Origin of the sequence: Paenibacillus sp. GYB004 (assembly GCF_036577605.1) — a bacterium.
GTDB classification, from domain to species: domain Bacteria; phylum Bacillota; class Bacilli; order Paenibacillales; family NBRC-103111; genus Paenibacillus_AB; species Paenibacillus_AB oceani.
Genome location: NZ_JARBDB010000040.1, coordinates 99,612 through 125,650 on the forward strand (window position 1 = coordinate 99,612; position 26,039 = coordinate 125,650).

Below are 26,039 nucleotides of genomic sequence, written 5' to 3' on the forward strand. Positions count from 1 at the left end.
ATTATCTTACATCACCCCTGATCGGCCGGAGCTCCTCCCTGTCCCGCAGCAGCGGCTACTGCCGCTACTAGATGCTTACGACTCCCGCACCGTCCCCTCCGGGTGCTCCAGATGCAGGACAAGTCCGTCCGGCGTCATCTTCCATTCCACCTGAATGTCGCCATACGGTGTCGGGATCGTGCCTGACGCTTGATGAAACACCGTCCGCACCGGCTCCACCCGAAATACCCGAAAACCCGGCTCGACCGGCCGGACCCCCAGTATATAGGCGTAATAAAAATAAACGGGGATGGCCGACCAGCCGTGGCACAAGCTCCCGGCCTGACCGAACGCGTCGGCCCCGTCCTTCGTCTCCCAGAAGCTCGTCGCGCCGCGGTACAGCATATGCCCCCAATCGTCCTCAATCGTATCGAATACGATCTGCCCGTATAGCTCGGGTTCGGCCAGCAAAGCCTGGAACTTGAATAAGGCGTAGCTGAGCGAAACCGGCACCCATCCGTTGTCCGGGCAAGACAACCGTCTCCTTAAATCGGCCGCAGCCGGCTCCGGGCATACACGGGCACAGAGGGCCAACGATTGGGTTAATTCGGCATAATGATCGCCTTCGTCTCCCCCCAGATACGTCCGGTAAGCGAGCGACGTCGCATCCCAGAACTGTTCATGGACGGCCGCTTTCACCTTATGCGCGGTTTCCCGGTAGCCCCGGGCCGCTGCAGCGTCTCCGCAGGCATCCGCCATGCCGCCCGCAGCCTCCAACGCCATCGCGAAAAACAGATTAAGCGGCGCGTCGAATCTCGTGCCCTCCAGTCCTTCGTAACCCGGCTTGGTTGCGGCCGCACCGTTCAAACCGCGCTCCCAATCGTAGAAGTTCCAGTAGCCGGAGCTTCCCGGAGTGACCAGCAGCCCGTCCCGCAAGCGGGCCGTATGCTGATCCAACATCCGCCGAACGATGCCGAGCATCGCTTGGGCCTGCTCAAGATCGCCGCTGTACAGCAAATGTTCCTCCAGTTGAACGATCCATAGGAAGCTGAAGGACGGAATCGTGAACGGGCTTCTCGCCGGAGCGGTCAGCTCCAGATAACCGTCCTCCTTCAACCCTTCGCTGAACAGCCGGTTCGACGCGGCCGGAAATTCGTACTCGCCGAAGGCGTAATATCCGCACAATGCCTGATTCCGGGAATCCATGGCGTACAACGCCTGCTCGCGCCAGGGCGTATCCTCGTAATGCTCGTGCATGCACAGATGGAGGGTGCGGACGGCCACCTGCTCGATTTGACGGTGAAGCCGGTCGGGGCAGCGGAATTCGCCTTTCCATTCAACCGGGTACTCCACGGACCGAAGGCCTGCGTAATAAAGCACGAACTTCTCTTTAACGCCGCTAATATGAAGCTGCAGGTAGCGCCCCGCCCATCGTTTCATATAATGGGTGAACCTTTGCCGTCCCTTGCCGCACCGGTATCGGGTGGCGAAATGTTTGCCGCGGACCGATGCGCGGACCCGAAGATCGTCCAGATGCTCGCCGTATGCGATATCGAGAACGGCGCCTTCCTCTCCGTCCAGCTCCAGCTCCAGAAAACCGCATTCTTCCCGCCCCATATCCAGCACCAGATACACGCCGCCGTTTTCTGGAAACGCTTCGGGCTTGATCGGCAATCCCCCCGAAGAGGGAAGCGTCAGCGGACCTCCGCCGCCGATGAGCGACCGGGACAGGCGATGGGACAAGTAGTCGCTCTGCATCAGCTCCGCCACTATCGCATCGGACGGCGCCGCTTGTCGCACGTACACTCCCTGGGTGATCAGCTTCGATCCGCATCGCTCTTTCACATCCAGCTTGCGCACCGGTCTCGCATACCATGCCGGATACTCGTCTGCAGCCCGTCCCGGACCGGATCGCTTCCACTCGTCCGTCATCCGGTATTCCGGACTGAGCCAGCCGTCGCCGCGGGCCGCGTCGTATTCGAACGTAAACCCGAGCTGCGCCGTGCTCATCGGGAGCCGTCCGGAAGCATACGTCCGCGAAGGCCGGCAATACGCGCCGCTGCCGCTCCGGATCGTCTCCATCCCCGTCTCCAGCGTGTAGATCAGCCCCGGGGTGCCCGGAATATATTGAAAGCTGTTAACGCCTTGATAATAGGCGAGCACACACAGCACATTATCCCCCTTCCGCAGCAGATGCCCGACGGGCAACCGGTCGTAAGCTTTATGATCCGGGAAATCGTCATATTGACCGGCATCCGCCCATGTCCCGTTGATCCATACGGCGTACTCCGAATCTACGGAAATATACAGGCTCGCCTGCTCCGCTTGCTGCGGCAGTGTAAATTCGTGGCGGAATTCCACATATTGATTCACCTCGTCGCGGCTTCGGCCGTTCCACATCCAGACTGAATTGTCCAACGGATTCATCTTCGCTCTCCCCCTGCTTCCTCTAAAGGAAGAGGCGGGTTCTCCCCGCCCCGTGCCTTCCTGCTTATCGTGCGGATCACTCGATTTCTCCGACATATAGATTGTCGAACCATGCCGTTCCATCCACGTCCGCGTCCGATTTCAAATAAACCTGCACATACTTGGCCGCCGCCGCAGGCGTTACCTCCAACTCGTAATACGTCCAGTCGGAAGCGGGCGCGATCTCTTTCCACGTATAACCGATCGTCGATGAGCCGTTCTCCCGGACCTCCCTCAGCCCGATCGACACGCTGCCGCCGGTAGCGCCGTTTTTGGCCCAGCCCTTCAACACATGTCGGGTACCCGGTTCGATCGCGATCAGGTCGGAGTTGATAACGTTCCAGGCGTTGGCCGAATCGGGCTGCAAGGAGACGGCATAATGACCGCCGTAGACGGCGTCCTGTACCCAGCTTCCTTGACGCATCAGCCAGCCGGCAGGTCCCGTGCTTGAAGCGTTAGCCTGCTCGAATCCCGGATTGGGCAGCTTGTTTTTATCGATCCGGATCTGAAGCGGCATCGACCGGACCGTCTTCCCGTCCGCCTGCACCCGGATCGTCGCCGCATAGACCCCGTCGGTAACGCTCATCGGTACATATACCGTGCCGCTGACCGTAACTTGCTGATTCCCCGGCAGTTGGAAAGGAGCGGGAAGCTGTACGGACAAGGCGGATGAGGGCTCCGTCTCGAATCCGACCTGCAGGCTTCCCGGCACGTTGTTATCAACCTTCACCGTAAACGGGTAACTGCCGCCCTTATTCGCCAGAATGGCGTCCGGTTCGATCTTCGCGCTTAGCAGATCCGTATAAGGAGACCGAATGAACGTATCCGTTAAGATCGCAACTCCCGGTTTGTTGGAGTACTCCAGCTCGATAACGGCTTGCAGCCGGTAACTCTTCTCCAGCAACGGCTCCGCCATGCGGAAGCTGAACGTCTCCGTCGCCGATTGGCCGCTGCCGAGCGGGGAGACGGTCCGGGTTTCCGGCTCCAGGCCGAACGGATCGGGAAACTTCAACGTGACCCGGATGTTTTGCAGTCCGGTCTCCGCTCCGTTGTGCAAGGTGAAGGACAGCTCGTTCCGCTCCTCCTGTCCGACCAGCAGTCCGCCTCCGACATGAAGCTCACTCCGGACATACGAGGCGGCCAGCGGCCCGAGCCGCTCTCTGAGCTGCTTCATAGCGGCCAGCATATCCGGCTTTGCAGATGCGCTGCCGTTCAGATCGGCCCACTCTTCCAACTGGCCCGCCTTGTGCAAAGCCTGAATCGCCGTATGAACGGCTGCAGCGGGATCGGGGGCGGCTCCGGTCAGATAACCCCGGATCACGTTCAGTTTGGCTTCCAGCTGGTTCATGCGGGACGTCCACTGGGCATCCGCAGAAAGCCCCGAAGCATGAGCCGCGATCGTTAATGCTTCCGAGATCCTGTTCTCGAACGGGGTAATCCGGTAGAGAAGCGCTTGCTGCGGACCCAGATGAACCGTCAGTTCATCGCCCTGCCCATCCAGCACCGAGCGCGTGTCCCCATAGAGCAATTCCGCGCGATAGCCCGTTACCCCCAGCGGGACAGTCATCTGACGGATTTGTTCGCTTGTATTGACGGCTGCGGCGTAGCGGACATCTTCATGCTCCCACACGGCCCAGCGGCCGTGGTCCGTCTGCCCTTGGCCGATCCGGCTCCCTTCGGTTACCAGCCGGCCGAACAGCTCCAGCTCTTCCCGGAAATCGACCAGCCCGGGCCAGAGCGCGGATTGCCGCAGTTGGAACGTATTTTCATTGATCGAATAGTAGGCTACGCCTTGCAGGCCATTCGCCAGCGTCTGGTACGCCGCATTGCGCACCTGCCCGATCGTCGGCAGAATCGGCCAGTTCGGCGGATTATACATCGCCTGCAGGACGTTCCAGACCGGCTTTTCCCCTGCCGCCTGCTTGGCCGCCGCCGTCCGTTCGCCGACTAAGGAGATCGGTTCATACGGGATGGTATACACATCCGTTACCAGAATATCCGTCGCCTTGGCTGTCGTGGCGTAATACGGCGGCATGGCTTCGACCATATAGGTCGGATGCGCCTGATCGAGCGACCGAATCAGCCGGTAGGCGTCGGCCAGCTCCTCCAGTGTTTTGCCGTTGGAGAACGGTTCATCCATAATCATCCAGGCGAGCACCGCCGGATGCGTTTTGAACCGGGTTACGAATTGCTCGGTCAGCGCCGCATTTTCTTTTACTTTCATATTATAGTACAGCGGAACCAACACCTTCAGCCCGCTTTGGTGGGCGGCATCAAGCGCGCTTTGCAGCGCATTGGCGTTATTCGTGACGATACCCTGCACCGTATTGATCCCAGCTTCATTTAAATAAGGATAGTCGGTCTGACGCACATGGTAGGCCGCGATCGGAAAAAACGGATTCCCGTCCACCAGAAGCGTTCCGTCGTTCCGCAGCATCGTCGGACGGTTGATCCGGTACACCGGCTTCGTCACGGTTTCCAGAACCGCATTCGATGAGTCCATAAGGCGGACCTCCACCCCGTACGGCTCCTCCATGACCATCTGCGACGGATCGAACGGGAAGCTCATCGGCAGCGCCGCATTCGCATGCGCATACGTCGCAAGGACGACACCGGTCGACTCCCGGTAGATGCGGGCCTCCGCATGCAGCTGATCCAAGGGACCGACCTGCGAGTTGAAAGCGGCCTCCACGTTGCCTTCATCGGCATCGGCATAATAGAAAATCCGGTCTGTCGTCAAATCGATCATGGGCCTATGCTTCAGCAGAACGAAGGAAGCATCGTCAAAAGAAACCGATCCGGTTCCGTACATCCGCAAATAGACCAGGATCAGTCCGGCCTCTTGAGGAATCTCAGCCTCAAACCGCAATTGCTGCCAGTCGCCCGTTATATCCTGGGCCAAAATATTTTTCTGCATATCGTACTGGCTTAGCCGGTTGGCCGGGGTACGCACCTGATCCCGGTAATATTCGAATTTAACCCCTATGCTTCCGGTTACTCCAGGCGACTTGAACCAGACCGACACGTCGTATACGGCGCCCGATTCGACGAGCACATCCTGTGCGATCCACGGGTTCGTCGTCTGTGCCGTCTCGATCCGGATGCCTTCCGCACCCGAGCGTGCCGCCGCGGATGCGACCTGGATCTCGGGATTGCTCCAGCCCCCCATCGCCAGCCAAGGAAGCGGTTTGCCGTCGGTGATTTGCTCGAAGCCTCCGTTATGCATCGCGTCGTCCCCCGGACTATGGGCGATGGCCTGCGGCGCCGCCGCTGCCAGCCCCAGCAGTTGAAACAGCAGTGTGAACAGACATAGGATCGCTGCATTTTGCTTGACTGACATGAATCGCGGATGGGGCAGCCATGAATTGAATCCGTTCATTCCAAACCCTCCATTATGCCGAGTTTACGATACAATCCAGCGCCGGTTTATTTTTTGAGCTTCGCGTCGGCGATCGTCTTCTCCGCCTGCTCCTGCGCTTCGCGCAGCGCCGTATTGAGATCCTTCTTCCCTTCGATGACTTGCTGTACGTATGGAGTGAGCACCCGTTCGACCGACAGCAGGTACGGATTTTTCGTAACGCCCGGAGCGATCTGATTGTCATACAAGGCCGCCCAGTTTTTGTCCTTAAACGGCGTATCCTGCGCGAACGCTTTTCTTACCGTCTCGCTGGTCAAGATCGGCATGTTGCCTTTTTTCGCTTCGGACAATTGGGCCTCTTCCGATACCAGATACTTGATGACCTCCATCGCCGCGTCCTTCTCTTTGGCCGTCGAGGTGATGCCGAACACGACAGGCATCGACTGCGAGCCGACTTTCGGCTTCTCCTTGAAGACAGGCAGCGAGACCAGATCCCAATTAATGTCGTTAATGTTCGGGATCGAGAACGGGAAGCTGGAGTTGAATACGAACATGCCGAGCGTCGGAGCATCGGTAAATTCCAGCCGGTACGGAAGCTTCTTTTTGTCCGTTACGAACTTTTGGTATCCTGCGGTCTTGCCCGGAGTTAATAAGTAGGTCTCGAACAATTTGTTCCAGGTGCCGTCGAGAAACGTCGGTTTTTCCGTCTTGGCATCCACATAAGGAATGGAATACTGGTTGTTGCCGAGAATATGGGCCGGCGACGCCGTAAATCCGATATAGGGGATGCCGCCGTCTTCACGGTCCAGTTTTTTGGCCAGCTCGTGCACTTCATCCCAGTTCATTCCGTCCTTCGGATAAGGAACGCCGAATTTATCGAAAATTCCTTTGTTGTAATAGAGAACCTGAATCATGTTGCTGACCGGAAGCGCATACAACTTGCCGCCGCCCGACGCTTTTAAGCCTTCGATCAGCCGGGGCTCGATCGCGTTCAGATCGACACCGTGCTTTTTGGCAAGCTCGGTCATATCGAATTCGAGTTTGGACCCCTCGGCCAGCTCAAAGTAGTACGAATCCGTCTGGAACAAAATGTCCACCCGCTGACCGGTTGCGAGCAAATCCTGCAGCGTGCTGCCCGCTTTGCTCTGGATGTAAGTGATTTTGTAATCGGGGAATTTCTTGCGGATCCGATCCCCGTAATTGGCGTCGAAGCTTTCCGGCGTCCCCCCGTTGTTCGTATGGATCACGAGCTCGACCGGCTCCGTCCGTTTGGGCGGCTGGTTGTCGCCTTCGGCGGCCGATCCCCCGTTTCCGCTCCCCTGCTCGCTGCCGTTTCCGCAGCCGGACGCTGCCAGCGTCAAACCGGCCAGAAGAGCCGGAAGTACAAGCCCATTCACTTTCTTCCTGTTTCTCGCTTTTGTTCCCATGTTCAGTTCCCCCAGTTTCCCTGAATTCTACCGCAACTTGCATCGGAGCATCGGATCTCACCGGACAGCTTTGCCTTCTTGTGCGGGACATCTCTCCGGAACCCGTATGCCATGTTAGTACCGCTTTTCAGAAATCGATTACCCTATGTTGGCAAACGACCTTATTCAACCTCCCCTCACCTCCCCGGCAGTTTTCTTATATTTATCATAAAGCCAAGACGGGGGCAGGGCTTTGCCGCAAAGGTCAAACGTTTTGTCAATCCGGTCAAAACATTCGGCTCCCAATCAGGAGCTCGCCTGACATCGCAAGCCGTTCTGCGAATGGATACGGCCTTGGAATCGAAAGGTGGCGGCTGTCCCCTCTTTTATCCGGCCAAGAACATGAAATATAATAAGATCATATCGGTTCTGCTCGCTGTCGTTCGTTGCAAACGATTTCAATTGGATCAGGGGGAATCCGGCCGATGCGTCCGAGACATGTGTTGAAGGAAGAACTGACCATTCGCAAGCTGGTCACCTTTTATTACCGGGAAATGTCCAAACATTTTAGCACCAAAGGAGGAGAACGCCACGACTTCTGGGAATTCATCTATATCGATAAAGGGGAAGTGGAGTTTTATACCGATCTGGGGACGTATCACCTCCGTCAAGGGGACATCTTGTTTTTCATGCCAGATCTGTTTCATGGGGGCCGATCGCTAAACAAGACGACCTGCAATATTATTATCCTCTCGTTCGAATGCGACTCGGCCTGCATGTCCGTCTTCGAGGGCGAATGCCGCTTTCGTCTGCAAGAGGACGAATACCAGATCTTATCCTTGATTGTTCAGGAGGGCTTGCAGGCGTTCGATCCCCCGGTCAACTCGCCGATGATCTCGGGGTGCCCGCATGAGCGGGAGAGCGCGGCCTTCGGCGGAGAGCAGCTGATCCGCAATTATCTGGAAATTTTTCTGATTCGTCTGATCCGCCGGAGAAGAGCGGAACAAAGCGCAAGAAGCAAAGCCGCCTTGGTCGGTGAGGTCCCGACAAACGAATCTTTCTCGAAAATCATCCAGTTCATGAAAAGCCATATCGAACAAAATTATACGCTCGACCAGCTGTGCGACATCTTCGCGATCAGCCGCACGGGACTTAAAATGATCTTCAAGGAGCATACGGGCATGGGGGCGATGGAATATTTCAATCGTCTGAAAGTCGACCGGGCCAAGCAGCTTATTCGCGAGGAGAACGGCAATATATCGTCGATTGCCGAAAGCCTGGGCTACAGCAGCATCCACCATTTCTCCAAGCAGTTCAAGCGGATCGCCGACATGACGCCCTCCGAATACGCCAGGTCGATTCTCGCCCGAACGAGAAGGATCGGCGGATAGGGGAAACGGAAGCAGCGAAATGACGACAGCAACGACAAAACGAGCCTGTCCCACGCCGGATGGCCCTTGTATGCGTTTTATGCAGCTGCTTTTCAAAAGCGTACAAACCGCTCTTGTTTGCCTCCTATCACTGAAATGGGTTGAAGGCAGGTTCACATGCAGGCAGGGGATAAACGAACTAGGATGAAAGGAGGTATGAATCGTGGCGGCTTCACCGAAAACGTTAAGAACGTGCAGCCAGGGACACCGGTACTACAAAAGCACCGATTGTCCGACATGTCCGGTTTGCGAGCAGCAAGCAGCGCCTGACAGCGCGTTTCTCTCCCTTCTCTCGGCGCCGGCCAGACGGGCGCTGGAACATAACGGCATTACGAGTTTGCAGCAGCTTTCGACCTATAGCGAGAAAGAGATTTTGAAATTTCACGGGATGGGACCCGCGTCGTTGCCCAAGCTTCGGGCGGCTTTGCAGGAGAGCGGGTTATCGTTCAAAGGTTAGCGTAAAGGGGAGCGTAACCGTAGGAAGGGCAGGCCGGCTGCCCTTATATGAGGTCCCGCAAAGTCGGCTTGTCGCTGCGGGGCCCGATTGCCGGGGAAAGCGGCCCCCGGGCTGCCGGCCAAGGAATTACGAAGGATCGCGGTCCGGAGCGCTTCTACGACTGTCCGTTCAACAGCCTTGCGAATTCCAGCTGCATCTCCCATAGTTCTTTGACGCCGACCGCTTTTCTCGAGGCGCGCTCCACCTCTTTTCCTTCAGCCGTCCATAGATACGGGTACAGTAAAAACGCCTGGTCGCCTTGAATGTTTTGCGAATCGTGCAGCCACTCTTTCCACCGGAACGTCTCGTAAAATAAAGCCAACTCCCCATTCAGCACCCAATCGATAAATCCGGAATAGGGGACTTTCAGGTCTTCCCAAGCTAGCGTGTCCGGAGCAAAATATTGTACGGTTCCCGTTCCCCCGCTTAGCGCAAAACAGCCCCCGACCAAATCGTACGCGACGATTAAAGCGTCTCCGATCGGGTTGTTCCAGGTAAGCAGCGATCCCGAAATACTGGAGTTGCCGGCCCCCAAAACTTTTAACCAGCCGCCGTCGATTAACAGTCCGCCGGTTTCAAGGGCAATGGCTCCCAGATAAGATCGATTCGATAGCTGCAAATGTTCAAGCGTTGCGATCCCTTGTTCTCTCTTGCAAGGGAGTACGGAAACCCGGTTCTGTGCGCCTGCGATACATTCCTGCAGTTCGCCCCACGCATCGTCCGGACTCATCCGTTTTTTACTAGTTTTCATGGATTACCTCACTATTGGATGTTTTCTGGCGGGAGACTTATCGTTATTCCTTCATAAGCAGCAGCTTCATTCTGCGGGAGCCGCCCCTTCCTCACCGCAGTTTAACCGCCCGAACCGGCAGCCGCTGGGGAAGAGCCGCCAGCGGATTGCGCGCACCTCCATAGCCAAATGGGGGAACGCCGGCGTCTTGTCCGGCGGCGCCAATAAATGGTCTTTCTCTACCGTTTATTCGTCTTGTCGAAATCTAGCAACCTATCATATACTGTATCAGCTTCAAACAAAGAGCGCAGCGTAAGACCTCCCCCTTCTCGCTGCGCTCTTTGCTATGTGCCGGCCCTGCATGCCTGCTCGAACGCTTTCGCTGTCCGGTTCCTTCCTATTCTATCGGGTTAAATCAGTTCCCTCCGCCGTTTTAAGTAGCGGTACAGCACGACGCCGAAAGCGGCGCACACAGCGGCGCACAACCCGATAAATCCGTACCCGGCCTGGAGCCCCCGGAGCAGACCGATGGGAGTATCGGCGCCGTAAATCGCCTTCGTACCTTCTATGACGCCTCCAATGAGATAATTGCCGATCACGCTCCCTACCCCCATCAGCGTAACGGTAAAGGTAATGGCCGTGTCGCTGCCCCTCGAATACCGTTTGGCGATAAAGGCCATAACCGTCGGATAAATCATCGCGATCCCCAGTCCCGCCGCTGCGAACAGAACGGCATAACCTTCGCCTCCGATCAGGGCTGCAAACGTACATAAGGCCGAAAATCCCGAGAAAACAATAAGCGACAGGGTGAACCCGATCTTATCGGTCAAGGGCCCCAATATAAGCCGGGCAAGCGTAAAGCATAGAAAAAAAGCCGACAGCATGCCCGAGGCCGTAACGGTATCCCATCCGTAAGCCTTCTCCAGAAAATAAACGAGCCAGCCGCCTACCGCCAGCTCCGACACGACGCCGAAGGTGAGGATCAGCACCATCAGCCAGAGGGCCGGGTCGCGCATCAAGGCTTTCAGCGGAATCCGTTCCTCATGCGTCAGGCTGTCGCCCGGGAACGAGGAGCGTAAGGCCGATATAATGGGCAGAATCGACAGGGACAGCATCACCAGATACATGCCGCGCCAGTCCAGCGTATGCCCGAGCACGGTTACGTTCATTAAACCCGTCGCCACCAGGGGAGCCACCGTGGAGCTGATCCCGTAGAAGCCGTGGGTCAAATTCATCATCGTCCCCGTATTTTTCACGAAAATACGTGCGCCCAGAATCGCTAACGCAATCTCCAGCATCCCGTTGCCGATGTACATGAGAAAATACGACGAAGCAAACGCCGGGTAACTGTGGGAGAAATAAATAAGCACGCCCGAGGCGATCATCGACCCGAACGCAGCGACGCTTACGATTTTGATTCCCCAGATCCGGGTCAGAAATGCGGTGAACGAGCAGGCCAGCAAATAGCCGAGCGCATTCAGCGACAACAGCGTGCCGAGCTGGGATTCATTCAGCATGAAGTCGAATTGAATGCGCGGTATAGCCGGTCCTTTACTATTTTCCGAAAAGCCGAAAACGATAAAACCTGCAAAAATCGTCACCAATTGCATGGCGTAAATCTTGTTGAACTTCTCTAGTCGTCTCTCCACTTCCGGTTAACCTCCGGGCTCTTTTATACTTGAAAGTTTCTGACAAAATCCCCGGGTTACAAGGAAAATTCCCGCCGCAGTCCCCTGTCATTCGGCAGGATCGCGCACACAGCCCTCGCGCCTTTTAATCGGCATCCTTGTCCGGACCGGCCGCAGGCGGCTCCGTAAACCGGACCGCCCAATGCCAGCCGTCCTTCGTCCGTTCCGTCAAATCCCCGGCCTCTATATCCCGGATCAGCCGGACGACCCATGTCCGCTCCGCCTCAAGCAGCGCCAGCGAATATTCCGTCTCGATCACGAACAGCCGGTCGACTCCCCCGGAAAGCGTCGTCTCCATGGAAGAGCGGGTTTCGAGGATCAGCCGGCTCAGACTCTCGGCCCTCGATTGCAGCAGCTCCAGCGCCGCCCCGGGCGGCAAATGGGCAAGAAAGGAAAGCCCGGCCGCGAATTGAGGATACTCCTTCGCAGGCGTGCTTAATAAGATACGCAGCCAATCGAAAAACTCCGCTTTGCCCGCTTCGGCCGGCCGGTAGATCGTCCTCTCGGGATGTTTGCCCTCCCGCTGCGTTTCCACCGGTTCGATCAGCCCGCTCTTCAGCAGCGATTCGATAACCGCGTATAGCGAGCCCGTATTGAGCTTGATGCTGCCGGAAAGTCCGCGCTGACGCATCGTCACCCCGATTTCGTAAGGGTGCATCGGCCGTTCGTTCAGAAGAGACAACACGGCGAGAGCCAGCAAATTGCTGCGCTTCGGTTTCGGCATACCCGTCTTTCGCTCCTTCCACACTCCGGTTAATTCTCGACTCATTATAGCCGATTCAAGCTATTTTGAACATTTTAGTTGACTTCGTTTAGTTAATCCTAATATAGTTTAATTAGACTATTCCAAAAAGAATAAAGGAGATGACGACATGACGAATAACGGACCTCGCCGCCCCCGTAAAGTGCTGATCGTCGGATGCGGAATCGCCGGTCCGGCCTTGGCGCTTTTTCTGAAGAGGGCCGGTTTCGCTCCCGTACTTTTCGAAGCCGATGAGCAGGCCGACGACTATGCGGGGTTGTTTCTCAATCTGGCACGCAACGGGATGTATGTTTTGCAAGAGCTGGGGTTGGATGAAGAAGTCCGGCGCGAAGGGTATGCAATGCATACGATGAAGATGGTCAGCGGCAAAGGCAAGCTGCTGGGTGTTATCGGCGCTTCCGGCGGGGAGCCCCAAGGGTATACGGTGAAAAGAGGCGCGCTCCATCAGATTCTCCGGGAAGAAGCGCGGCGTCAAGGCATTCCGCTCGAGTACGGCAAGAAGCTGAAAGCGGTCGAAGTGAATACGGCGGAGCGCGTGGAGATTTCTTTCGAGAACGGGGGAACCGCATCCGGGGATCTGTTGATCGGCTGCGACGGCATTCATTCGCGGGTCCGGAGAATCGTCTTTCCGGGCGCACCGGAGCCGGCTTATACAGGGTTGATCAGCTTTGGCGGTTTTTTGCCCGACAGCAGACTCCCCTACGATCAGGGCACCCAGACGATGGTGTTCGGGAAACGCGCGTTTTTCGGCTATTTGACGAGGCAAGACGGCGAAGTGTACTGGTTCGGCAACTTGGACTATCGCGGATCGCCCACCCGGCAAGATCTGCAGCGCATCCCCCAGGCGGAGTGGCATCGAACTATCCGGGAGTTGTATGCCGACGATATCGCCCCGCTTTCGGGTATCGTGCATGGGATGGAAGGAGAGATCGGCGTCTATCCGATCTACGATCTGCCCTCCTTGCCGGAATGGCACAAGAAATCTGTAGGTCTGATCGGCGACGCCCTGCATGCCACATCGCCAAATGCCGGGCAGGGCGCTTCGCTGGCGCTGGAGGATGCGATCGTACTGGCCAAGTGTCTCCGCGACCTCCCCGATCAGGAGCAGGCCTTCGCCCTTTTCCAGCAACAGCGCCGCGACAGAGTGGAACAGATCGTCCGTTACTCCAGAAGCATCGGCCGGCGCAAGCATGCGACGAACCCGGTGCAAGTGTTTTTCCGCGATCTGATGATGCCGCTGTTTCTTAGGAGAGCCGATAAGGACGCCCATCGATGGATGTACGAATACCGGATCGATTGGGAAGAGAGCTGACCCAACGTAAGATGCTGCCTCACCCTTTCTGCCGGTAAGAAACGCAAGTCCGGACTTGCCGGCTTAAGCCCGTCGCGGCCGGGGCGCCTCAAGGACTTGCCTTTCCCGGACGGCGCCCGCCTCTCGCGAAGGATATCAGCAGCAGCAGCACGGGCACCGCATATGCGATGCACATTCCCAAGTAAATGTTCAACCTCTGGTACTCGATCAATTTCTGGCTGCTTGGAGGAAGCATGGAAAACCAATACAGCACGGGCAGCATGAGAACAGCGATCCACCGCCGGTTTTTCACCTTGTAAGCTTGTGTGGCGATGATCGTTGCGGCGAAGTACATATTGCCCACACTCGTAAAAACGGATGCCACCCATACGCCGAGAAAAGCCGATTCCAGCCGCTCCAGGATCAGTCCGGGCGCCTCGCTCGTCTTGACCAGCTCCAAAGTCGGCCAGGCCAGAATTCGCAGCTCGTCGACGCCAAATACGGATATGCCGGAAAATACGATAAGCACGTAGATGAACCCCGGGATCGCAACGCCGATGATCCCGGCTGTCATTCGTTTGCCCCCCTGCTCCGTATTCGCCAAAAAGATCGACATCATCTCGAAGCCGAGATACGAGCCGGCCGTATAAAAAACCCCCTTCAGCAAGCCGAGCCAATTCCCGCTGAATATCGGCAGCACGTTGTCCAGCCGCGCGCTTTGCAGGGAAGACAGAGCAATGATGACGACGGGGACGACGATGATCGGCAGCAAAATTTCATTGACGCGAACCAGCACCTGCTCATCGTGCATAACGAAAAACAACCCTGTGAACAGCATCGTCAGTATAACGACTTCCAGAGGCGTTTCCCTCAATACGTTGGTTACGACGACCTCGCCGAAGCTGCGGGCGATGAGTGCGGTAGAAGCCGCCCAATATAAAAAGTATGTGGTGAATAAGGGAAGGCCGATGAGGCGTCCGACCAGAGGGTAACGCTTCGGGCCGAGCAGCCGGATTGCATAGTCGACAATCGTCTGACCCGGATGGCGGTTGGACAGCTTAATGATGACGGACAACGCCAGGATGGCCAGCAGGCAGCCGCCTATGACCACGATCCACCCGCTTTCCCCTGACGATTCTGCGGCCATTCTGGGCAAGGTCAGCACACCGATGCCGATCAACGAGCTGGAGACGATGCTGCCGGACTGCCGGATGTTGGTGTAGAACGTTGGACGGCTTTGCCGATCTGCCGGACCTTTCGGACGGTTCGAGTCTCTGCTGCCGGTTTGCTGTTCGATGCTCGGCTCCCCCCCCTGCCCGGCTCCTTGTGAGCGCCATTGGTTTGCTACATGTCGCTTCTAATTATTTCCGGCGCGGTGTTAAACTATTCCAGACCCCGTTTTCGTCCAAAGGGAAAGAGCGCTCAACTCCAACAAATCCCCCCAATCCGGCTGGAGCGGCTGGTAGGGGGGATAGAGGCTGACCTAAACGTGCAGTTCCCTTGCCGTGCAAACTAATTCAAAGCGAGCATAGCCGCCATATCCTCTTGCGCATCGCCGATCAGCTTCAGGCCGAACAGCTCGACGAGCACGTTCATGACGCCTTCATTGATGAACTCCGGCGCTTTCGGACCGATCCGGATATCGCGGATGCCGAGGCTGAACAAGCCCAGCAGGATGGCGACGGCTTTCTGCTCGAACCAGGACAGCACGATGCTTACCGGCAGTTCGTTGACGCTGCAGCCGAAGGCGTCGGCCAGCGCCAGCGCGATTTTGACCGTAGAGCCGGAGTTGTTGCATTGGCCCAAATCGATATACCGCGGTATGCCGGTGCCGGCTACCGTGCCGTAGTCGACGTCGTTGAAGCGGAACTTGCCGCAGGACGTCGTCAGTATCACCGTGTCGTTCGGAAGCGAAGTGGCCAGCTCGCGGTAATACTCGCCGCCTTTGCCCGGAGCGTCGCAGCCGGCGATGACGAAGAACCGCTTGATCAGGCCGTCGCGGACCGCTTGAATGATTTCCGGAGCGAGTCCGATGACCGTCTCGTGGTGGTAGCCGGTCGTCAGCACTTGCTCGGAATCGATATTCGCCTCCGGCAGCTCCAGCGCCCGTTCGATCAACGGGGAGAAATCGTCGCCGACGATTTTCGTCACATTCTCAAGCCCCGCCACCTCATAGGAGAAAAACCGGTCCGCGTAGGTGCCCTTAATCGGCATCACGCAGTTCGTCGTCGCCAGAATGGCCCCCGGAAACTGCTCGAACAACCGCCGCTGGTCGTACCACGCTTTCCCGATATTTCCTTTCAGGTGGGCATACTGCTTCAGCTTCGGATAGCCGTGAGCCGGCAGCATTTCGGAGTGCGTATAGATCTGGATGCCTGTGCCCTCCGTCTGCTTGAGCAGCTCCTCCAGCGCATACAGGTTATGCCCCGTTACGACAATGCACTTGCCCTCGATCTTGTTCTGCGATACCGTAACGGGCTGCGGAATCCCGAAGTGCGTCGTATGCGCACGGTCAAGGACATCCATGATCCGGACCGCGGCCGTGCCGACCTTCATCGCCATATCCAGATGCTCCTGGAGGTTAAAATTCGAATTGGTCAAAGTCAGGTAGAGCGCTTCGTGCGTAATCCGGTCCACTTCCGGATCGGTATAGCCGAGCTGTCTGGCGTGTGTCGCGTAAGCGGCGATTCCTTTCAGCGCAAAAATAATCGTATCCTGCAAACTTGCGATCGTCTCGTCTTTGCCACATACCCCGACCACTTTACAGCCGCCGCTCGGCGTTTGTTCACATTGGTAACAAAACATAAAGCCATCCTCCATTCGGCGATTCGCTATGTTCTCTTCCAAGAACCAGCTTAACAGAGCCGGGGGGATGGCGACGGTGACGGCAGTCACACCGTTTCTGGCAAAATGATGACATTGCTTACGCCTTGTAGATGCAATAACGTTCGGAGTAAGGCACGGCCGAACGATTGGAGCAGGCAATAATCCGGTTGATCCGGGCCAATTGCCGGGCCGAGCGGATCTTCTGCCTTTCGTCCGGTTGTTCGAGAACCTGAAATCGAATCTCTTCCGCCTCTTCCTTCGTCAGAGATACGCTGTTCACCCACTCCGCCCACGGCTCGCTCCGCTCCCGATGCTTACTCCACACCGGATCTTTCATAGGTTTGCCCCTCCTCCGCCGGCCCGGTATCGGACAGAACAAGCCGGACACGTTTCCTCGCCAGGCTGATCCGGTAGCGGACCGTTCCGGCCGGTATCTCCAGCAGCTCGCCGATTTCGCTGCTGTTCATTTGTCCGACGAGATGCAGAATCAGCACGCTGCGAAGATCGCCCGGCAGCCGGTCAACCGCGTCCTCGATGCGCCGGACGTTGCTTTGAATTTCATACGTTTCCTCCGGCGAAGGGCCGGACGGCCCCCGGACGAGAGCCTCCTGCCTCATCCGGACCTCCGCTTGGTCCCGGGTCGTACGCCTTCGATAATAATCGGTGATTAAGTTCTTCGTGATCCGGAATATCCAGAACCGGCAAGTGTCCCGCCCCATCTCATAACCGACATGGATCTGATTCCAGGCCCGGAGAAACACTTCCTGCGTCAAATCTTTGGCAAGCTCACGTTGTCCGACACGCGTCAGGATGTAGGCGAATACCGCCCGGTGGTACGAATCGTACACTTCATGGAAGAAGGCTTCGTACACCGGATCATTCATTGCGATTCTCCCTCAAGCTGGCCGGAAACCTGGATCGTACTCATCTGTCCGACCGAGAGCGCCATCAGGACCGGCACCAGCTTTTTGTCCGCGGCTTTCAAGACGCCCATCTGAATAATCTCGCTCACTTTCTCCCGGAGAAGCCCGGAGGTAACGTCGGCTTCTATCACGTATTCGCCCATCAAAATCAACGTAACCGGTTCTTTCAAGTATTCGAAAAACTCCCGGCCGAACCTCCCCTGACCCATAAACCATCTCGGGTTGCGGGGGTCATACGGGATAATGTCCCCGCTCGATTGAGTGATATACGGGGTCAGCACGCTTTCGCTGCCTCGCGGGATGAAGAGCTGTCCCGCTACGATGAGCTGCTTGTAGCCGAACTTTGCCGGCGGCGATGTAATCAGCAGTTCGCCGGTCACTAGCAAAATATCGGAGCCGTCGGCTCCCGGCTTCTCGAGGAACTCCCCGCCCAGCCTCATCGTACCGCCGATCAAGTTCACTTTGCTAGCTTCAGGCAGCGTAATGATCGAGCCGACGGCCTTCATCGGAATGCCGGCCAGCGTCCCTTGGAACGCGTCGGATAGAAGAATTGTGCCTACCGACGAAATTCCGCCGATATTTCGCAGCTCCTCGGCCGATTTCATCTGTCTCCAATCCAATACCGCCACCGATGAGATCCGGCCTTTCGCTTCATGGTTATCAGGTTGTTTAACGTCCATTCCGCTTCAACCTCCGTTTGCAGGGTATAGTCATTTAAGCTTTCTATACCTATAAGACGCACGAAGGCGCAAACTGTTGGCTTACCGGTTCTCCCGGCGTATGGCTTGGTTACATACGCTGACCCGGTTGCGGCCGCCGCGCTTGGACACATACAACGCCTCATCGGCCGCGTGCAGCAGCGACTCCAGCGTATCGCGGCCGGGCTCCGCCGCTTGGGCGGCCCCGAAACTGGAGGTGACGGCGACCTCGCCGTCCGCCGTAGTCAGCGGTTCGGCTTCCAGCGCCGCGCGCAGCCGCTCGGCAAGAACGGCAGTCTCTTCAAGCGATGCGGACGGCAGAGCGATCACGAATTCCTCGCCGCCGTAACGGCCGAACAACGTATTTTCGCCAAGTATCCGCTTGCATACGGAGACGACGTGCACGATGACCCGGTCGCCCGTCTCATGGCCGAAGCTGTCGTTAATCTGCTTAAAATGATCGATGTCAAAAAGCACGACCGAGAACGAATGTCCCCCGGTCCGGGATTCCTTCAACAGCTCGCGGGCCTGGTGGATGAAATGAGTCCGGTTGTAGATTTGGGTGAGACCGTCGTAGTAGGCCATATGCTCCAAATCCCGCTGAAGCCGCTTCAGCTCGGTCACGTCGATCAGCATCAGCAGGCTTCCCGCCTGCTCGCCGCTGCGGTGCCGGACGACGGAAGAACGAACCTGGTAGCAGCGGCAGCCGTTGTCTGTCGTCCAGACAATCTCCTCCTTCATCCCCTGAGGCTGACGGGCCGCAGGGAACGGTGATCCCGTCATTAGGGTCCATACCTCGTCTAAGGTTTTACCGATGAGAGAAAGATGGAGCGAAGGAATCATCGCGGCTGCGGCGCGGTTGAAATCGATGAGCCGCTCTGCGGGATCGAGCACGATAACCCCCTCGCCCATGCTTTCGAAAATCGTTTCTTTGGCGATCGGGACCACGGTGAGCATTTTGGTAGAGACTATCGCCCATATAAACAAGGAGGAAGTGACGCACATGACGATTGGCACAGGATCGAGCCCCCCCGGCGCGATCCCCAGCAAGTAGAGGAAGGCGGCGACCATCGGAATGAACTGCCCGCACAGCATCACCGTCAGCTGCAGCCGGTAGGTCCGGCTCGTCTGTCTCCAGCGGCCAATCAGCAAGACGACGGCGGCAAGCAGACAGCTGAATGTGTAGATGCCGTGTACGATGTACCATTCGCCGATCTCAATCTTCACGAGCGGGGCCGGCAGGCCCTCCCTCAATACCATCGACTTGTAGAACAGATGATGATAATCGTTCGTCGCAACCATCAGCAGAGTGATCGCCGGGATGACCAGCATAACCGCAGCCGTTCTCCCGGATACTTTCCTGCCGAGGTAGTTCAGCACGATCATCAGACCCAGAGCGGCCGAGAAAGGCATCCCGACGTATTCGACCGTCGTCCAGAGCTTGACCTCCCGGATCGTATCGCTTGCCAGACAGAAAGCATACCCGTAACAGTAAATCGCCAGCGCTGACGTATAGGCCATAAAAGTTCCCGCACCCGGTATTTCGCGCCTCTTGGAGAAGGCGTAGATGCTGAGAAACACATTGAACACACCCGATACGCAGACAAGCGTAATGTACATCGTCAGTAGCGAATCCATGTTTGCCGGCTCCATCCTAAGTAGCTGTATATTCATCGTAACATACCGATAGCGAGGTCGTGCGAATTGTTTTGCACCATGCCAGCGTAAGTGAATATGGTAAACCCTTTATCCCGTTAAACGTTCAAAAGGCAGCAGTCGGGGGGCCTCCCGGACTGCCGCTGCTATTCAAACTGTTCCGGCCCGCCACCAGGACCCGGGGAGGTCACCGGAGCTCGCCGGCTTTACGTGCGCCCAGGCTGCGGAGCCACCGAACGAGACCGTCGGCTTCGCTACGCTGCGCCGCATCCAGCGGCGTCAAGCCGTCCCAGACGGATACCCAGTTCAGATCGGCTCCGCGTGCGAGCAGGTACTCCGCCGGACGTTGCTGCCCGCCATGGCAGGCGCACCAGAACGAGACGTTAATCTGGTCGGCGGGTACGGCTCCGCTTGCTCCCCAAGGGTGCCGTTCCGGTAATTCAGCGCCGTCAAAGTGGCTCTGTATCGCATCCATCCGGCCCAGCGCTGCGGCATGCCAGAGGGCGAACCGGGCTCCGCGCTCGACCAGCCGCTCCGCCGCCCTCCACTGCGCGAACGCGACGGCATCGTCGAGCGGAGTGCCTCCGGCAATCACCGCGCCCGGCGCTTCCAGATCCGCCCCGGCATCGAGCAGCGCGTCGATCGCTTCGACGTCGTCCGTACTCGCCGCCCAATGGAGCGGGGTCTCGGCGTGGGCGCCGGCGAACCGGGCGTTAACGTCAGCGCCGGATTCCGTTAGCAGCGTGATGACCGCCGCTCCGTTAGGGAAATGCCCGGGCCAGTCGGTGGCCACATGCAGCAAGGTTAGAGACGACTCGCCGGCGTTCCGTGCTCCGTCCGAGGTTTCCCGTCGGACGAATCTAGCCGCCGCCAGTCCCGGATTCCCGGCGAGAAGCCGCTGCAGCGTTGGAACGTCCCCTGTACGTATCGCTTCTGCAGCGGCTGCTGCCAGCTTGTCGTCCTGATCAAGAACGTCCATGGCCTTGCCCTCCTGTGTATTCGTTTTTTAAGTTTATTAAGTTTTTTAAGTTTATTAAGCTTTTTAAGTTTCCTATCCCCATTATACCTGTTGACCGGGTACAGCAATAGGCAAATGCTCCGCAATTTCGGGGGTTGCTTTCGCTTTGCCGGTTCCTGCTCCTCCCGGGCGGGTGTCCGCAGCTACCGAAATCCGAAAATCACGCGGAACACATGAAACGTACGGGCTCTATAACGGAATAAGAGCCTCTGAGTCCGCTTCACCGACGAAAAAAAGCGGAATAGGCGGATGGATGCAGAAATAAAGTCCACCTCGGCGCCTATGGTCTGGAGTGCGTGCGGTCCGCGAACCTGCTTCCTAAGCCGGCTACCCTTGCGTTAGCGGCGGCGGTATGTTTTTGCAAAACAATCCGCTTCGCCACTTCACGCTTTTGTAAACTTACTGCAACAACCCAAAAAGGGCCGCCTTTGCAGCAGGGGCCCCCTGGGGTTTCATTCATTTGTTACTCTGCCTCTACAACCGGAGCTGTCTGTCAAGTCCCGCAAAAGGTCCGGTAAGGTTCGCCCGATTCAACTGGCGGCGCGGAATATGCCTCCTGCTCGGGAGAGTACGCGTAAGGGTCCGCTAGCGCACTTAAAAGCCGCTCCATCACGCTGTAGTCGTCTTGCTCCACCGCAGCCTCCAGCGCTTCTTCCACCCGGTGGTTGCGAGGGACGATAGCGGGATTGCTGCTGCGCATCAACTGCTTCGAATCGGATTCCGATTGATGCTGCCTGCCCAGTCTCGCCTGATACAGCTCGTGCCACCGGGCAAATTCCTCGCTGCCGAACAGGGACGTATCCTCCAGCTTGCCGAGAGTCAAGGAGCGAAACGTATTCGTGTAATCCGCACGGTACTGTTTCATCAGGCCCAGAAGACGTTCAAATAAAGCCGGATCGTCATCCTCTTCGTTAAAAAGGCCCAGCTTCGCTCTCATTCCCGCGAACCAATGCTGCTGAAACAACGGCGTAAAACTTGCTATCGCATTCTCCGCCAGCTTCACAGCCTCGTCTTCATCTTCATGCAGAAGCGGCAATAAAGCTTCGGCGAATCTCGCCAAGTTCCAAGCGGCGATATACGGCTGGTTGCCGTAAGCATATCGGCCGTTCACGTCGATCGAACTAAAGACCGTTGCCGGATCATACGTATTCATGAAGGCGCAAGGCCCGTAATCGATCGTTTCCCCGCTAAGGGCCATGTTGTCCGTATTCATAACTCCGTGAATAAAGCCGACCAGCTGCCACTGTGCGATCAGCCCGGACTGACGCTGAATGACTTGCCGCAGCAGCGTGAGATACCGGTTTTCCCCGGCGGCTTCGGGATAATGCCTTTGCAGCGTATAGTCCGCCAACGATTCGAGATCGCGGGCATTGCCCCAATTGGCAGCGAATTGAAACGTGCCGACCCGTATGTGGCTGGCCGCCACGCGGGTCAATACCGCACCGGGCAGCTCGGTTTCGCGGATAATGGACTCGCCCGTCGTTACTACGGCCAAGCTGCGGGTGGTGGCTATCCCGAGTGCATGCATCGCTTCGCTTATGATATACTCGCGCAGCATCGGCCCAAGCGCAGCCCTTCCATCCCCCCGCCTGGAGAAGGGGGTTCTGCCCGAGCCTTTCAGCTGAATGTCCACCCGCTCGCCTGCGGGCGTGATCTGTTCGCCGAGCAGCAGCGCACGGCCGTCCCCGAGCCTATTAAAATGCCCGAATTGATGCCCGGCGTAAGCCTGGGCAAGAGGCGAAGCGCCTTCGGGGACGCGGTTGCCTGCCAGCGCGGCTACGCCGTCTTCGGTTTGCAGCGCTTGGGCGTTCAGCCCGAGGGAAGCGGCGAGCTGTTCATTCAGCACAACCAGCTTGGGGGAACGTACAGGCGCTGGACCTTGTTTCGCATATAAAATTTCCGGCAGGCGGGCATAACTATTATCGAAGTTCCATCCGGCTTCCGTTATTGGATTCTCCGTCATCGCAGCTCCTTGTTCCTCGGTTGGGATTGGTGATTCGTTTAAGTCCGAGATTTTGCCGTAAAAAACTCTGAAAAAGGACTCTTACCTTTATCTTACTCTTTTTTATGGAGGAATTAACAGTTTATTCGCTTCCTTGCCTTATTTTCGATCAAGTACAAGGCAGGTTCCTTTAGTTTTCGCTCCCGCCCCTGATTTATTCTTAGGACTGGAACACAAATACCGGTCCGTCCCACTTGTCATTCCGAATGATCTCTTCTTGGTAAGCTCCTTCCCCTGCGTATTGGGCAATCACTCGTTTCCAAAATTCGTAAGCGGGCTTATTGGCCAGCGTTTGCCGGATCTCCCAAGTGCCGCGAAACTGTTGAAATAACGAAAATGCCGCTTCCTTACCGACTCCTTTGCGCCTATATTTCCGCATAATAAAGAAATCGCCGATCGAGTTGGTTTGCTCCGCAGTGCTTAGCTTCATATATTCCCGGGGAATATCGAGACTCACCAGGGCAAAGCCTGCAATCTCTCCGTCCGCATTCACCAGAAAGGGACGACGGTACTCGTCCGTCCACTGGTGATCCAAATATTTATACATATAGAGCCCATGTCCGTTCAGAACATGTCCATCATATTCACTGCTGTCATAACGGTACAGCTGGAGCAGATTACTAAGAATCGACTTATCTTCATAGGGTACTAACGATAGTTGAATGTTCATATTAATCTCCTGGCTCCAAATTAGTTCCGTACGATGCGGTTACTCCCGTTTCCGAAGACTTTAAGGTAGTTATCAACGATGCGGTTCTTCCGTATCGGGTATTGAATGCCGGAAGTTATGTAGAGGTGTGCCGAAGCGCAATCGTTGACAAGAAGCTTAGCAAGCTGATCCCCGCCAGATTGGATCTTACACTTACTGGATTAGAGAAAGAATTACATCTTTAGAATGATCCACAAACGACCGGTCAGGCCGGGACTTCATCATAACGGTTAATCCGATTAAGGAAACAACGAGGGTTTGAGATAAAGCTTTGCCGTTTAATTCACGGTTTAATTCTCCGGTAATGACGCCTCTCTTTAACGTCTCTTCAAAAATAGCCGACAAATACATTTGATGTTCTCTCGTCAAAATTGCGAACTTCTCATCGTGCGGAGACAGCTCCACCATCGTATTAATACAGAAGCACCCTTTATTGTGAGCTCCCGTGTATTCCTTCTCGATCAGATCCTCAAATAAGGATCGAAACGCTTCTTTCACAGGCGCAGGCTTCTGCAAAATAGCCCGGATCCGGGAGGAGTGCTGCTTCGAATACTGCCGGAGCGCCGCTTCGAACAATGCTTTCTTATCGCCGAAGGCCGCATAAATACTTGGCTTTTGGATTCCCATCCTCTCCGATAATTCACTCAAGGAAGAGGCCTCGTATCCTTTCTCCCAAAACAAGTCCAACGCAGCGTTTAGTGCCTGATCCTCATCAAACTCCCTCGGCCGAACCATCTGATCGCCCCTTTAGTTTCATACCGATTAGTACATTAAACTTTAGGATACACAGAATCATTTGTCAACGGAGTATTGACAAAATGCTGAATAGTTATTAGGATTTACTCATCTTAATTACATACCGATCGGTAAATAACGAAGGGAGATGATTCAGATCATGAAAAACCACTCTATCGCCTCAGCCGCCAATTTTCCCCGTTACTGGCCCTTAATCTTTGCCGTTGCCAGCGGCATGTCCGTTGCCAATATTTATTACGCGCAACCGCTGCTGGAGGCCATTTCAATTGATTTGAGCATGCCCGCATCCACGATCGGCATCGTCGTCACCGTGACTCAAATCTTCTACGCCTTTGGGCTAGCCCTGCTGGTACCGTTAGGCGATCTGGTCAATAGACGAAAGCTCATTATAAGCCAGTTGCTGTTGTCTGCGGCGGCGCTGGCTGCCGTCGGTTTTTCTCCATCCGGGATAACACTGCTCGCAAGCATGGCAGTAGTGGGATTGCTGGCCGTTATCACCCAGACCTTGGTCGCCTTTGCGTCCACCTTGGCCTCCCCAGCCGAAAGAGGCCGTGTTGTCGGCCTGGTCACCAGCGGAATCGTAATCGGCATTCTGCTTGCCCGGACTTTTGCAGGGATTGTCTCGGATCTTGGCGGCTGGCGAGCCGTCTATTGGTCCTCTGCAGTTGTAACGCTTCTGATGGTTGGCCTGCTGTCCCGCATTTTGCCCAGAAATGAAGCGGTAGCGGTTCCTGCCTCCCTCTCTTACGGACAACTGCTTAAATCCTTGTTCCGACTATTCGTGGAGGAGCGGATTTTGCAGATTCGCGGCGTATTGGCGCTTTTGATCTTCACCGCGTTCAGTACCTTATGGACATCGCTGGTACTTCCGCTCAGCGAGCCGCACTATTCCCTCTCGAATACACAGATTGGGCTTTTCGGTCTTTTCGGGGTGGCCGGAGCGCTGGCTGCGGTCCAGGCAGGCCGTCTGGCGGACCGGGGCCGGGGCCAGCGGACAACGGGTGTCGCTTTAGCCTTGCTTCTTGTTTCTTGGCTTCCGATTAGTTTTACGGATCAATCCTTAATTGCCCTAATCATCGGAATTATCGTGCTCGATTTGGCCGTTCAAGCCGTACATGTCACCAATCAGAGCCTCATTTTCGCCAAAAAGCCCGAAGCTCGAAGTCGCCTAACCGGCGGATATATGATCTTTTACTCCATCGGCAGCGCTCTCGGTTCAATCGCCTCCACCTATCTGTATGCCCATTACGGCTGGTATGCCGTTTGTCTGCTTGGTGCCGGAGTCAGCGCACTGGCGCTGGGTTTCTGGTGGATGACCCGGCGGATGACGGCTTCATAATGGGTAAGAGTCCGCACCAGCTCCCGATCAGGTTTACGAATCCCCAACGAAACGGCCGTCATCAACTGCTGCCAAATCTATGCCGTATCGAGGCCAGTAACAGCTTTAATATCCATTTTATCAAACGCTTGTTCCCCTGTATATATTTTCCTGTCGATCCACCCGGCGTTTCCACCAGAATGGAATAACCCAAAAAGCCCGGCCTCGCTCCCTGGCTGTGCGCGCGGCCGGACTTCATTCAGGCTGTTCATGATCGTTAACTAGCTACCTTTACCAATCGATTAAACATTATCCTTAACCTTGGTCATCCGTTCCCGCATCCGTCTAAACTCTGCTAGTCGCTTTGGCGAATATTTGCTTTCGTCAATCCGCCCCAGCCGGATATTTTTGCGCAAACGCATTTCCAGTATCGTGCAGAGGGTGAAGATCGGGATTGCAGCAGCAATGACCCACCCAATCGATGCTCCCGAAGGAATTGGCATACTAACGGCTCCTTTTCTTAGAT

Annotated in this window: 21 protein-coding genes; 4 read left to right on the top strand and 17 right to left on the bottom strand. The window is 56.3% G+C overall.

Annotated elements, in window-relative coordinates; translation table 11 throughout:
* Positions 1–75: 75 nt before the first annotated feature.
* From PV433_RS16775 to PV433_RS16785, 3 genes are all read right to left on the bottom strand, one after another.
* Positions 76–2,406, bottom strand: coding sequence for a family 78 glycoside hydrolase catalytic domain (locus PV433_RS16775; RefSeq protein ID WP_332073220.1), 2,331 nt, complete (start codon positions 2,404–2,406; stop codon positions 76–78).
* Between the two features lie 76 nt (positions 2,407–2,482).
* Positions 2,483–5,824, bottom strand: coding sequence for a carbohydrate binding domain-containing protein (locus PV433_RS16780; protein WP_332073221.1), 3,342 nt, complete (start codon positions 5,822–5,824; stop codon positions 2,483–2,485).
* Positions 5,825–5,871: 47 nt separating this feature from the next.
* Positions 5,872–7,230: an extracellular solute-binding protein gene (locus PV433_RS16785; RefSeq protein ID WP_332073222.1), complete on the bottom strand. Its 1,359-nt coding sequence runs from the start codon at positions 7,228–7,230 to the stop codon at positions 5,872–5,874.
* 464 nt (positions 7,231–7,694) lie between these two features.
* On the opposite strand from PV433_RS16785, the gene PV433_RS16790 reads away from it, so the two are divergent.
* Positions 7,695–8,600 (top strand): AraC family transcriptional regulator, encoded by a 906-nt coding sequence (locus tag PV433_RS16790; protein ID WP_332073223.1) that lies wholly within the window; start codon positions 7,695–7,697, stop codon positions 8,598–8,600.
* Positions 8,601–8,802: 202 nt separating this feature from the next.
* The gene (locus tag PV433_RS16795) at positions 8,803–9,096 is read left to right on the top strand and encodes an RNA polymerase alpha subunit C-terminal domain-containing protein (protein WP_332073224.1); all 294 of its coding nucleotides are present in this window, start codon (positions 8,803–8,805) and stop codon (positions 9,094–9,096) included.
* A 154-nt stretch (positions 9,097–9,250) separates the two neighbouring features.
* Here PV433_RS16795 and PV433_RS16800 read toward each other — a convergent pair whose 3' ends face one another.
* From PV433_RS16800 to PV433_RS16810, 3 genes are all read right to left on the bottom strand, one after another.
* Entirely contained in the window at positions 9,251–9,886 is a 636-nt protein-coding gene (locus tag PV433_RS16800) for a DUF2625 family protein (protein WP_332073225.1), read from the bottom strand.
* Positions 9,887–10,275: 389 nt separating this feature from the next.
* Positions 10,276–11,475, bottom strand: coding sequence for an MFS transporter (locus PV433_RS16805; protein ID WP_332073453.1), 1,200 nt, complete (start codon positions 11,473–11,475; stop codon positions 10,276–10,278).
* Between the two features lie 163 nt (positions 11,476–11,638).
* On the bottom strand, positions 11,639–12,277 hold the full coding sequence (locus PV433_RS16810) for a PadR family transcriptional regulator (protein ID WP_332073226.1): 639 nt from the start codon (positions 12,275–12,277) through the stop codon (positions 11,639–11,641).
* 148 nt (positions 12,278–12,425) lie between these two features.
* Here PV433_RS16810 and PV433_RS16815 point away from each other — a divergent pair, with 148 nt between their 5' ends.
* Positions 12,426–13,628, top strand: coding sequence for an FAD-dependent monooxygenase (locus PV433_RS16815; RefSeq protein WP_332073227.1), 1,203 nt, complete (start codon positions 12,426–12,428; stop codon positions 13,626–13,628).
* 88 nt (positions 13,629–13,716) lie between these two features.
* Here the strand turns inward: PV433_RS16815 and PV433_RS16820 are convergent, their stop codons facing one another.
* The 10 genes from PV433_RS16820 to PV433_RS16865 all read right to left on the bottom strand — a co-directional run bounded on the left by PV433_RS16820 (position 13,717) and on the right by PV433_RS16865 (position 24,174).
* The gene (locus PV433_RS16820) at positions 13,717–14,763 is read right to left on the bottom strand and encodes a GerAB/ArcD/ProY family transporter (protein WP_332073454.1); all 1,047 of its coding nucleotides are present in this window, start codon (positions 14,761–14,763) and stop codon (positions 13,717–13,719) included.
* A 356-nt stretch (positions 14,764–15,119) separates the two neighbouring features.
* Positions 15,120–16,412: a hydroxylamine reductase gene (hcp, locus tag PV433_RS16825; protein WP_332073228.1), complete on the bottom strand. Its 1,293-nt coding sequence runs from the start codon at positions 16,410–16,412 to the stop codon at positions 15,120–15,122.
* A 118-nt stretch (positions 16,413–16,530) separates the two neighbouring features.
* A complete protein-coding gene (locus PV433_RS16830) occupies positions 16,531–16,770 on the bottom strand; it encodes a hypothetical protein (RefSeq protein WP_332073229.1) in 240 nt (79 codons plus the stop codon).
* Positions 16,748–17,317 carry an RNA polymerase sigma factor gene (locus PV433_RS16835; RefSeq protein WP_332073230.1) on the bottom strand — a complete coding sequence of 190 codons (570 nt, stop codon included), beginning with the start codon at positions 17,315–17,317 and terminating at the stop codon, positions 16,748–16,750. The genes PV433_RS16830 and PV433_RS16835 overlap by 23 nt, the downstream gene beginning before the upstream one ends.
* The gene (locus PV433_RS16840; protein ID WP_332073231.1) at positions 17,314–18,036 is read right to left on the bottom strand and encodes a hypothetical protein; all 723 of its coding nucleotides are present in this window, start codon (positions 18,034–18,036) and stop codon (positions 17,314–17,316) included. The genes PV433_RS16835 and PV433_RS16840 overlap by 4 nt, the downstream gene beginning before the upstream one ends.
* 81 nt (positions 18,037–18,117) lie before the next feature.
* Positions 18,118–19,692: a histidine kinase N-terminal 7TM domain-containing diguanylate cyclase gene (locus tag PV433_RS16845; protein ID WP_332073232.1), complete on the bottom strand. Its 1,575-nt coding sequence runs from the start codon at positions 19,690–19,692 to the stop codon at positions 18,118–18,120.
* A gap of 205 nt (positions 19,693–19,897) precedes the next feature.
* On the bottom strand, positions 19,898–20,689 hold the full coding sequence (locus PV433_RS16850; protein ID WP_332073233.1) for an ankyrin repeat domain-containing protein: 792 nt from the start codon (positions 20,687–20,689) through the stop codon (positions 19,898–19,900).
* A 532-nt stretch (positions 20,690–21,221) separates the two neighbouring features.
* Entirely contained in the window at positions 21,222–22,691 is a 1,470-nt protein-coding gene (locus PV433_RS16855; RefSeq protein WP_332073234.1) for a protein adenylyltransferase SelO, read from the bottom strand.
* Positions 22,692–22,890: 199 nt separating this feature from the next.
* On the bottom strand, positions 22,891–23,400 hold the full coding sequence (locus tag PV433_RS16860; protein WP_332073235.1) for a GNAT family N-acetyltransferase: 510 nt from the start codon (positions 23,398–23,400) through the stop codon (positions 22,891–22,893).
* Between the two features lie 192 nt (positions 23,401–23,592).
* Complete coding sequence (locus tag PV433_RS16865) at positions 23,593–24,174, bottom strand: TetR/AcrR family transcriptional regulator (protein ID WP_332073236.1); 582 nt, start codon at positions 24,172–24,174, stop codon at positions 23,593–23,595.
* A gap of 160 nt (positions 24,175–24,334) precedes the next feature.
* Between PV433_RS16865 and PV433_RS16870 the strand changes: the two genes are divergently transcribed.
* Positions 24,335–25,534, top strand: coding sequence for an MFS transporter (locus PV433_RS16870; RefSeq protein WP_332073237.1), 1,200 nt, complete (start codon positions 24,335–24,337; stop codon positions 25,532–25,534).
* 281 nt (positions 25,535–25,815) lie between these two features.
* Here the strand turns inward: PV433_RS16870 and PV433_RS16875 are convergent, their stop codons facing one another.
* Positions 25,816–26,016, bottom strand: a complete 201-nt coding sequence (locus PV433_RS16875) for a hypothetical protein (RefSeq protein WP_332073238.1) — start codon at positions 26,014–26,016, stop codon at positions 25,816–25,818.
* Between the last annotated feature and the right edge of the window lie 23 nt (positions 26,017–26,039).